Origin of the sequence: Ruminococcus sp. YRD2003 (assembly GCA_900109435.1) — a bacterium.
GTDB lineage: Bacteria > Bacillota > Clostridia > Oscillospirales > Ruminococcaceae > Ruminococcus > Ruminococcus flavefaciens_G.
The window spans coordinates 205,045-214,868 of record FNZT01000009.1 but is presented as its reverse complement, the minus strand read 5'-3'; the positions used below and the strand labels follow the sequence as shown (position 1 = coordinate 214,868).

Sequence of the window (9,824 nt, the reverse complement as noted above, 5' to 3'; positions counted from 1 at the left end):
ACAGCCTACGTGTAAGCAGCTAACTCACAGCTCTGGGGAACAGACTCTCTAAGGAAGCAACCTTGAGGTTCGACTAAGGAAGATCAGAACTTGTTCCTGCTGATTACAGCTATTATATCATGGGTATGTGAATGCCTGTTGATTGTTTGATTAAACCCGGCGGAACTCCGCCGCAGCATTGAAATCTCCATTCGCTACGCTCATTCCGATTTCAATGCTGCTTTACTCAACCGAGCGTGGCAGAGGTTCATTGGGGTGCTCTTTAAACCACCCTAAAATCTATTATACGAGGAGGAAGGAAAATGAAAGAGACTATACATACCAAAAACAGCTTCAAATCCGCAGATTTGGAGTATCTGAAGAAGACTGTCACTGAAAAGGTCAGCAAGCTTGTGAACCAGCAGATGAAGAAGGCTGGTTAAACAATGACACACTAAAAATAGGGAGGTGAGGTCAATGCCCAAAGTTGCAATATACTGCCGTTTATCCATTGAAGATAAGGACAAGCTCGGCAGCGACGACAGTCAGAGCATAATCAACCAGAAGAATATGCTCCGCGACTACTGCCACGAGCGCGACTGGGAGATATATGACATATATATTGACGACGGCTACAGCGGCATTGACCGCAGCCGTCCCGAATTCAACCGCCTGCTTCGCGACTGCGAGGCAGGACACATCGACATTGTCCTGTGCAAGGATCAGTCGCGTTTCTCTCGAGACACCGTTGTGATAGAGCAGTTCATAAACGATAAATTCCTCGAGTGGGGAATACGCTTCATTGGAGTCGCTGATAACGCTGATACAGACAGCGAAAGCTACTCCACGATGCGACTTTTCACCAGCGCCTACAACGAGATGTACGTCAAGGATATCTCCGCAAAGATACGCAAAACTCTCGCTTACAAACGCGAGCAGGGACAGTTCATCGGCTCATTTGCACCATACGGCTACAGGATAGACCCGACTGACAAGCACCATCTGGTCATAGACGAGGAAACTGCTCCCGTTGTACGGCTGATATTTAATATGTACATCACGGGTGAGGGATACCGGAGAATAGTTCAGAAGCTAAACAACGAGGGCATAGTAAGTCCCTCTGAATACAAGCGGAGCAAAGGCTCGAAATATGTAAACTGTAACGCGGATTCGAGCAACTCTAAAGGACTATGGACACAGTCTACAGTTGCAAGAATCCTTGCTAATGAGGTGTACTCTGGTACACTGGTACAGGGCAAGTCCCACCACATCAGCTACAAGAATAAGAAGCGCAAAAAAGTAGAGAAGGCTGACTGGGTGCGTATCCCCAACGCCCACGAAGCTGTTATTGATGCCGAAACGTGGGGGCGCTCTCAGGAGCGTCTGAACAGTAATGCACGAGTCGGAAAGTGCTCACAAGAGCTCTCTCCCCTGTCGGGCAAGGTCAGGTGCGCCTGCTGCGGACGCCCGATGAAGCGGAATATCTATTACAACAAGGCTAAGACAATCAAGTATTATAATCTTCAGTGTGCGACCTACAAGACGGGAGCTATGAATTGCCCGAACAAAACAAGTATGAGCGGACTTGTGCTCGAACGCAAGATACTTGATGAGCTCAACGCTATTATTGAGCGCTACTGTCAGACTGACAGGATAGAATTCACTGATGTGTACGGTGAACAGCTCCGACAGCTTGAGGCTGCACTTGTAAAACTCAAAGAGCGGCACAGCTTAGCTGAGAAGCGGATATTAGCAATGTACAAGGACAAGCTCGACGGTATGATCTCCGATGAGGACTACGCATTGTTTCGTCAAAACCTCGCCGATGAGGAGCAGGAATTGTCAGTTCGCATAGACGATATCAATGAACAGATATCCACTTGCAAGGAACGTATCAGAAACACTGAGGAACAGCAAGCTGTCATTGAGAAGTACACTCATTTCGACAAACTCGACCGCACGGTTGCCGACGAGTTCATTGACTATATCGAGATAGGAATGGCCGACGAAAACGGTATCCGAGAGATACATATCCAATGGAAATTATAAATACTGCGCCCGTATCAAAACGGGCGTAGTTTTTTCTCTTGACATTTCAAAAATATGTGATATAATGAATGTACAAACGGCTATTTTAAGCCAAAAATCCGACTTAGTTTTAGTTGATTCACCACACGGAGGCTTCGACGGCGGCTGCGTCTCTGCGGAAGGCGTACCCGAAAAAGGCATCAATCTCAGCATACTGCAAAGGCTGCGTGATATGCTGCTGATAGCGGGCTATGAGGTCGACGTAACGCGCGACGAGGATGTCTCGATACACGACAGCGGCATAGAAGGCCTCGCAAACCAGAAAAGCTCGGATATGGATAACCGCCTCGCGCTGTTCAACAAGTACGACAACGCTATATGCGTTTCCATACATCAGAATCAGTTCACTGACCCGAAATACAGCGGCGCGCAGATGTTCTATTCGAGCACCGACAGCCGCAGCGAACAGCTCGCACGCAGTCTCCAATCGAGTTTTGCGGAGCTTCTCCAGCCCGACAACAAACGCGAGATAAAGCTGTGCGGCAAGGAGCTGTTCCTGTGCTATTACAGCGAGAATCCGACCGTCATGGCGGAGTGCGGCTTCCTCTCCAATCCCGAGGAGGCTGCTCTGCTGAACACCGAGGAATATCAGGAGAAAGTCGCATTGACCCTCTTCAACGGGATAACACGGTATGTAAGCGAAAAATAGGCTTACAATATACACCTATACAAATTTATATGGCTCAGCTATTGATTTTTCTGTGCAAATGTGATACAATAGATATGTTATTATCCCCATAACAGGAGGTATGCATATGCTGAATGCCGCGACCAGACAATTTGAATTCACATCCGAATTTGACGGCTTGACCGTCTCCGCATTCATCGCAAAACCCGAAGGAAAAATCAATGGCATCGTACAGCTCGTCCACGGTATGAACGAGCACAAGGAACGCTATTTTGAATTTATGGATTACCTCGCCGCAGAGGGCTTCATCACCGTTATCCACGATAACCGCGGTCACGGACGTAGCATTGCCGCTCCCGAAGACCTCGGCTTTATGTACAGGAACGGCGGTGAGGGCTTCATCAGCGACATCGTACAGCTGAAAAAATCGGTGCGCTCGGCTTATCCGAACTTCCCGTACTTTATGATAGGCGACGATATCGGAGCTCTCGCGCTGAGATGTATGCTGAAAGAACATGACGACGACCTCAATGGCATACTGCTGCTCAGCAGCCCGAGCTACAGCCGCTTCACCCGCTATATCCGCAACATCTCTGCGGAGATTTCTCAGAAGCATGGCTCACGCTACATAAGCGACCTCGTATACGACGTGCGTGAAGAGACTTTCGGCAAGCAGTTCGGCTCGGCTAAGTTCTCGTGGCTCAACAGCCGCAGGGAGGCTGTTGAAGAATTCGCTGCCGACCCGCTCTGCAACTTCCGCTATACGCTCAACGGATATCAGGGCATACTGCATATCATGCGCATGGCATACGATAAGAACGGCTGGAATGTGACCAACCCGAATCTGCCGATACGCTGCCTCTCGGGACGCGACGACCCCTGTATGCTATCGGAACGCAAATTCATGAAATCCGTCAGTCTGCTGGACAAGGCGGGCTACGAGAGCGTCTCGTTCAGGCTCTTCGACGGTATGCGCCATGAACTCCTGCACGAAAAGAACAGCGTCAACGTCTACAAGGACATCGCAAAGACTCTGTATTCATGGCTCGACAGGATAGGCGGCTTCAATGCTGAAGCGGAAATGACGGCAGTCCCCGAAGAGGAGGCAGTTGAGCTTCTCGGTGTGCCCGAGACGTTCACTCCCGCTGAGGCAGAAAAAACGCAGGATAAGGCTCCAAAGCCTGTTCACACATCGGAGGCTGACGTGTTCGAGATACTCGAATCGGTCAGAGCCGCAGAAGAAGCAAAGGACGCAGAACAGAAAGGATAATCGCAATGGACATTAACAAGACACTCGCAAAAGAATTCTCACTCAGACAGGAACAGGTGGACAATACCGTCGCTCTTATCGACGACGACAAAACTATCCCCTTCATCGCCCGTTACCGAAAGGAGCTCACAGGCTCGCTCGATGACCAGATACTCCGTGAGCTGTATGACAGGCTCATGTACCTGCGGAACCTCGAAAAGCGCAAGGAGGAAGTAGCTAACTCCATCACTGAGCAGGAGAAGATGACTCCCGAAATAGAGGCGGCTATCAGCGCTGCTATGACCCTCGTTGAAGTCGAGGACATATACCGCCCGTTCAAGCCAAAGAGAAGAACTCGTGCAAGCATCGCCCGCGAGAAGGGACTCGAGCCGCTCGCCGAGCTGATACTCGCACAGGACAACTCCACCGACCCGCAGAAGGAAGCCGAGAACTTCATCAGTGAGGAGAAGGAGGTCGCGGACGCTCAGGCTGCGATACAGGGCGCTATGGACATAATCGCTGAGGATATCTCCGACGACGCCGACATCAGAAAGAAGCTCCGTGCCCTTGCAGGCGAGAAGGGCGAAATGGTCTCCAAGGCGGCTGACCCCGAAGAGGAGACAGTATATATGAACTACTACGACTACAGCGAGCCCGTGCCGAAGGTGGCGAATCACCGCGTCCTCGCACTCGACAGAGGCGAAAAGGAGGGCAAGCTCAAGGTCAGCTTGACCCTCGACGAAACCCTCGCTACAGACGTTATTTTCGGCAAGTACATCAAGGCTAACAATGCCTGCGGAGAGATCGTCCGCGAGGCAGCTGCCGACAGCTACAAGCGCCTCATTTTCCCGTCGATAGAGCGCGAGATACGCTCCGACATGACGGCTACAGCCGCCGAGGAATCCATAAAGGTATTCGCCTCCAACCTCAGACAGATGCTCATGCAGCCGCCTATGAAGGAGAGCGTTATCCTCGGACTCGACCCAGGCTACGCGCACGGCTGCAAGACAGCAGTCATCGACGCAACGGGCAAGGTGCTCGACCACGCTATCATCTACCCCGTCAGGGAGTCGGCTTCTCAGGCGAGAGTTGACGAGGCAAAGAAGATAGTCAAGCGCTTCATCGACAAGTACCACGTAAACGTCATTTCTATCGGCAACGGCACGGCTTCCCGCGAGACGGAGAGCTTCGTCGCTGATATCCTCAAGGAGACCCCGGGCGTGAGCTACATGGTAGTCAGTGAGGCGGGTGCTTCCGTCTACTCGGCTTCAAAAGTCGCGGCTGAGGAATTCCCCGAGTTCGACGTATCTATCAGAGGCGCTATCTCCATAGCACGCCGCCTGCAAGACCCCCTCGCGGAGCTTGTAAAGATAGACCCGAAGGCTATCGGCGTCGGTCAGTATCAGCACGATATGCCGCAGGCTCGTATGAGCGAGGCTCTGTCGGGCGTTGTCGAGGACTGCGTCAACTCCGTCGGTGTCGACCTCAACACCGCTTCTCATTCCCTCCTTTCGTACATATCGGGCATCAACGCTTCTGTTGCGAAGAACATCGTCACATACCGCGAGGAAAACGGCAGGTTCACCGACCGCAAGGAGCTCCTTAAAGTCCCGAAGCTCGGCAAGAAGGCTTTCGAGCAGTGTGCGGGCTTCCTCAGAGTTCGCGACGGCAAGAACCCGCTCGACAATACTTCGGTCCACCCCGAGAGCTATGCGGCGGCTTCGTCGCTGCTCAGCGAGTGCGGATTCACGCTCGCTGACGTCTCAAACGGCGGCGCTGCGGGGATATCCGAGAAGGCTGAGAGCGAGGGCATAGACAAGATAAGCGAAAAACTCGGTATCGGCGTTCCTACGCTGACCGACATCATCTCCGAGCTCAAAAAGCCCGGCCGCGACCTTCGTGACGAGCTCCCGCCTCCGCTCCTCAGAAGCGGCGACGTTATGGACATCAAAGACCTCAAGCCAGGTATGGAGCTCGTGGGAACTGTCCGCAATATCATCGACTTCGGCGCGTTCGTGGACATCGGCGTACATGAGGACGGTCTCGTTCACATCTCGCAGATGTGCAGCAAGTTCATCAAGCACCCGCTCGAGGCTGTTAAGGTAGGCGAGGTCGTTAAGGTGCGCGTTCTCGACGTTGACCTCAAGCGCAACCGCATCTCCCTCACCATGAAGCTCGGCGACGAGGCAGAAAAGAAGCAGCAGGGTGACAGGAAGCCGCGTCCCAAGCGCGAAAAGCGCGAGAACAAGGGCTTTGACGCCAACAGGATACACAACAGCGCATTCCGCATCAAGCAGAAGTAATGTACTTCGTCTATATCCTCCGCTGCACCGACGATTCGCTGTATACGGGCATTACGACTGACCCCGTGCGGCGTTTTCGCGAGCACGCGGGAGAAGCTCCGAACGGGGCAAAGTTCACGCACTCGCACCCGCCCGCAGCCGTTGAGGCGCTGTGGAGCTGCAATGACAGGAGCACTGCTTCCAAGCTCGAATACGCGGTAAAAAAACTCACACGTGCAAAAAAACTCCGCCTTATAGCGGACAAGTCGGCACTCGCGGAGCTCCTCGGGGACGAGTCTGCAAAAATGTACACGCGTGCAGACCTTCCCGCGGGATTACAAGGAGCGTGAACCCATGCAAAGCCATTATTCCGATAAACTGAGGGAACTGTTGTCCCTCGAATACAACTGCGCGCCCGAGGACTTCCTGCGGAGCGAGAACGTGCTGACAGTCTCGGCTCTGCATGAGGGGCGGCGGCAGTACATTCCCGACAGGTATTTCTTCCACATGGTGACACTCGGCGGGAATACCGTTGTCACGGCAAATGAGTGTATGCAGGACTTCCTTGCGGACTACGTAAAAAAGGTGAACGGACACTGGCTGTTCGCTATGACCGAGCTCGTGCCGATAGAGCGGGAGCTGAATAAGCACGGCTTCACACTCACGCAGGCACACCATATGTTCCTCCCCGACAGGCACGTCGAGCCATCCGCCTCATACCCCGTAAAGTGGTTCTTTGACGGAGAGATACACCAATTCTACGGGGACGAGCGCTTCCCGAACGCGATATGCCCGCATTTTCTGCCCGAGCGTCCCGACAGGATAGTCGTCTGCGCTTATGACGGCGACAGGATAATGGGTATGGCGGGCTGCTCAGAGGATGCCCCGCACTGGCAGCAGATAGGCATCGACGTTATCCCCGAATACCGCTCAAAGGGCATAGGCACGTACCTCGTCACTCTGCTGAAAAATAAGATAGCAGAGCAGGGAGATATCCCATTCTACGGCACAGCAGCCGCTAATCTCCGCTCGCAGAACATCGCCCTTAATTGCGGCTTTAAGCCCGCATGGGTCGAGATAGGCGCTCAGCCTGTACAATAGAATATGGTCTCATCGGGCAGCTCTCAGGCTGCCCGTTTTTTCCCTGTATGTATGCTTAATTCACTATTAATCAGGAAGGCAATTGTTTTTTTTGAAGATTTTCACCAAAAACTATTGCATTATTGTTCCGATAGTGGTATAATTATTGTTGGTTGAATTATATTATTATTTGTCGGCGCCGTTCGCCGATGGCCTGAAAGGAGCGCTTCCACTTGACAGCAAAGGAAGAGTTTATTTCCATTTATACCGAGAACATCAAGCGCAAAGGTGCGGATAAGCTCCTCGAATTCTTGCAGAAGAGCGACTTCTTCACGGCTCCGAGCAGCACCCGCTTCCACGGCTCGCATGAGGGAGGGCTCGTCGAACACAGCGTCAACGTCTATCACTGCCTCAAGGACTACCTCTCACGCCCGCGGACAAAGGAGCTCTACGGCATGGACTTCTCGGAAGAGAGCATCGCGATAGTCGCTCTGCTGCATGACGTGTGCAAAGTCAACTTCTACACCACCGAAATGCGCAACAAGAAGAACGACGAGACGGGGCAGTGGGAAAAGGTGCCGTTCTATACGATAAATGACACCCTTCCTTACGGACACGGCGAAAAGTCGGTGTATATTATCTCCGGCTACCTCTACGGCGAGGGACGCCTTACCCGCGATGAAGCCTGCGCGATACGCTGGCATATGGGATTCTCGTACGGAAGTATCGAGGAACGGAGCACCATTGGCAAGGCTCTTGAAATGTATCCGCTTGCCTTTGCGCTCCACGTCGCTGATATGGAGGCTTCCTACTTCCTCGAAGGCAGCGATAAATAATGCAACTGCCCCGACCAACGGAGTCGGGTCACATAATGAAACATAAAGAAAAACTTTAACCAAAGGAGTATATATATGAACTGGTATGATAACGCCATAATCTATCACATCTATCCGCTCGGCTTCTGCGGAGCACCAAAATTCAACGATTTCAGCGATGAGGTGTCCTTCCGCCTCGATAAGGTGCTCGACTGGATCCCGCACTTCAAGGAAATGAACGTGGATGCTATCTACTTCGGACCCGTTTTCGAGTCCGTGGAGCACGGCTATGATACGGTCGACTACAAGAAGATAGACCGCCGTCTCGGCGATAACAATTCGTTCCGCTTCATCTGTGACCGTCTCCATGAGAACGGTATCAGAGTCATCCTTGACGGCGTTTTCAACCACGTAGGCAGAAAGTTCCCGCAGTTCGTCGACATACAGGAAAAAGGTCAGGCAAGCGGTTACTGCGACTGGTTCGCAAACCTCAACTTCGGCGGTCAGAGCCCCTGCGGCGACCCCTTCTGGTATGAGGGCTGGAACGGCCACTATAACCTCGTCAAGCTCAATCTCCGCAACGTCGGTGTTTGTGACCATATCATCGACGCAGTGAACTACTGGATAGAATCGTTCGGCATTGACGGCATACGCTTCGACGCCGCTGACTGCATCGACTTCGACTTCTTCAAGAGGATAAGAAGCTTCTGCAAGGGCAAGAAGCGCGATTTCTGGCTCATGGGCGAGATAATCCACGGCGATTACAACCGCTGGGCTAACCCCGAGATGCTCGACAGCGTTACAAACTACGAGTGCTATAAGGGGCTCTACTCCTCACACAATGACAAGAACTACTTCGAGATAGACTACTCGATAAATCGCCAGTCAGGGGTAAACGGCGGTATCTACAGGAATATCAACCTCTACAATTTCGTCGACAACCACGATGTGAACCGCCTCGCAAGCACTGTCAACAATCCCGCTTATCTGCCGCTCATCTATACTCTCGAGTATGCGATGCCGGGTATTCCCTCTATCTACTACGGAAGTGAGTACGGCATTCAGGGACGCAAGGAAAACAACTCCGACGACAATCTCCGTCCGTGTCTCCACCTTGCGGATATGGAGCGCGAGAACGTTGAGCTCTACAAGCATATCGTCAAGCTCGGCCGCATCTATAAGGCTTATCCCGCAATGCGAACAGGCACCTATGAACGTATCCAGATAACGAATCAGCAGCTTCTGTTCAAGAAGGTGCAGGGAGACCAGACCGTTTACGTTGCGCTCAATCTCGCAGATTATCCATACGACTTCAACTTCGGCACTCACCTGCCCGCTCTCGTCGATGTTCTGAGCGCTAATCAGATAGATGTTCACGACGGCAATGCGCATATCACGCTCCAGCCGTTCACGTCTATGATAATCGTTTCCGATGATATCGTCAACACTGAGCCCGAGGCTGCTCCCGCGCATGAGGAGGCTCCTCACGATGAGACCGAGGTCGAGATCGGTGCTCACTACCGCCACTACAAGGGCAACGAGTACGAGGTCATCGCCATCGCTCGTCACAGCGAGAACAACGAGGAACTCGTAGTTTACAAGTCGCTCAAGGACGGCACAGTCTGGGCTCGTCCGAAGGCTATATTCTGCGGAAAAGCAGGCGACGGTACTATCCACCGCTTCACAAAGCTGTAATAAAAGCA

The 9,824-nt window shown here is 52.4% G+C and carries 8 protein-coding genes; all 8 read left to right on the top strand.

The features are described 5' to 3' along the window. The first annotated feature begins 456 nt into the window (after nucleotides 1-456). The 8 genes from BMX22_RS09055 to BMX22_RS09020 all read left to right on the top strand — a co-directional run bounded on the left by BMX22_RS09055 (nucleotide 457) and on the right by BMX22_RS09020 (nucleotide 9,816). Nucleotides 457-2,028: a recombinase family protein gene (locus BMX22_RS09055; RefSeq protein WP_074742149.1), complete on the top strand. Its 1,572-nt coding sequence runs from the start codon at nucleotides 457-459 to the stop codon at nucleotides 2,026-2,028. 64 nt (nucleotides 2,029-2,092) lie between these two features. Then, complete coding sequence (locus BMX22_RS09050) at nucleotides 2,093-2,716, top strand: N-acetylmuramoyl-L-alanine amidase (protein ID WP_081349154.1); 624 nt, start codon at nucleotides 2,093-2,095, stop codon at nucleotides 2,714-2,716. A 106-nt stretch (nucleotides 2,717-2,822) separates the two neighbouring features. Further along, nucleotides 2,823-3,965: an alpha/beta fold hydrolase gene (locus BMX22_RS09045; RefSeq protein ID WP_074742147.1), complete on the top strand. Its 1,143-nt coding sequence runs from the start codon at nucleotides 2,823-2,825 to the stop codon at nucleotides 3,963-3,965. A gap of 5 nt (nucleotides 3,966-3,970) precedes the next feature. Then, entirely contained in the window at nucleotides 3,971-6,247 is a 2,277-nt protein-coding gene (locus BMX22_RS09040) for a Tex family protein (RefSeq protein WP_074742146.1), read from the top strand. Beyond that, complete coding sequence (locus BMX22_RS09035) at nucleotides 6,247-6,576, top strand: GIY-YIG nuclease family protein (protein ID WP_074742145.1); 330 nt, start codon at nucleotides 6,247-6,249, stop codon at nucleotides 6,574-6,576. Before BMX22_RS09040 ends, BMX22_RS09035 begins: the two co-directional genes overlap by 1 nt. 4 nt (nucleotides 6,577-6,580) lie before the next feature. Next, on the top strand, nucleotides 6,581-7,327 hold the full coding sequence (locus BMX22_RS09030; protein ID WP_074742144.1) for a GNAT family N-acetyltransferase: 747 nt from the start codon (nucleotides 6,581-6,583) through the stop codon (nucleotides 7,325-7,327). Nucleotides 7,328-7,539: 212 nt separating this feature from the next. Continuing rightward, complete coding sequence (locus BMX22_RS09025) at nucleotides 7,540-8,142, top strand: HD domain-containing protein (RefSeq protein WP_074742143.1); 603 nt, start codon at nucleotides 7,540-7,542, stop codon at nucleotides 8,140-8,142. A 75-nt stretch (nucleotides 8,143-8,217) separates the two neighbouring features. Further along, the gene (locus tag BMX22_RS09020; RefSeq protein ID WP_074742142.1) at nucleotides 8,218-9,816 is read left to right on the top strand and encodes a DUF1653 domain-containing protein; all 1,599 of its coding nucleotides are present in this window, start codon (nucleotides 8,218-8,220) and stop codon (nucleotides 9,814-9,816) included. Nucleotides 9,817-9,824 lie beyond the last annotated feature (8 nt).

Bases quoted from the DNA above. Each gene is read 5' to 3' on its own strand.
- BMX22_RS09055 (WP_074742149.1), top strand. From the start codon at position 457: ATGCCCAAAGTTGCAATATACTGCCGTTTATCCATTGAAGATAAGGAC.
- BMX22_RS09050 (WP_081349154.1), top strand. From the start codon at position 2,093: ATGAATGTACAAACGGCTATTTTAAGCCAAAAATCCGACTTAGTTTTA.
- BMX22_RS09045 (WP_074742147.1), top strand. From the start codon at position 2,823: ATGCTGAATGCCGCGACCAGACAATTTGAATTCACATCCGAATTTGAC.
- BMX22_RS09040 (WP_074742146.1), top strand. From the start codon at position 3,971: ATGGACATTAACAAGACACTCGCAAAAGAATTCTCACTCAGACAGGAA.
- BMX22_RS09035 (WP_074742145.1), top strand. From the start codon at position 6,247: ATGTACTTCGTCTATATCCTCCGCTGCACCGACGATTCGCTGTATACG.
- BMX22_RS09030 (WP_074742144.1), top strand. From the start codon at position 6,581: ATGCAAAGCCATTATTCCGATAAACTGAGGGAACTGTTGTCCCTCGAA.
- BMX22_RS09020 (WP_074742142.1), top strand. From the start codon at position 8,218: ATGAACTGGTATGATAACGCCATAATCTATCACATCTATCCGCTCGGC.